The following is a 273-nucleotide window of genomic DNA, read 5'->3' on the forward strand; positions in this document are numbered from 1 at the left end:
CTCCACAAGAAATTCCTGTTTATTATAACACTTTTCATCAGCGGCGGGTATGGGGGCTGACCCCATTGTCGAGTTTTCCCGAACACTCGCTTCTTCCGTTCATTTTTTTTATTCCATAAATGGGGTATAATAGGAAGGATAACAAGAAAGGGGATCTTAATTCATGGCTTATAGAAGAGGGCCTCAGGAGCCTGTTCCTGAAGAGGAAACAATCGTTTGGTCATGTACGAATGAACAATGTTCTTGTTGGATGAGGGATGCCTTTTCTACAGA

Annotated in this window: 1 protein-coding gene; it reads left to right on the forward strand. The window is 42.5% G+C overall.

Annotated elements, in window-relative coordinates; translation table 11 throughout:
• Positions 1-163 precede the first annotated feature (163 nt).
• The coding region (locus FS628_RS30580) for a cold-inducible protein YdjO-related protein (RefSeq protein ID WP_222125332.1) at positions 164-273 on the forward strand (110 nt) is incomplete at its 3' end.

The sequence above is a fragment of the Paenibacillus xylanexedens genome (assembly GCF_007676705.1).
GTDB classification, from domain to species: domain Bacteria; phylum Bacillota; class Bacilli; order Paenibacillales; family Paenibacillaceae; genus Paenibacillus; species Paenibacillus xylanexedens_C.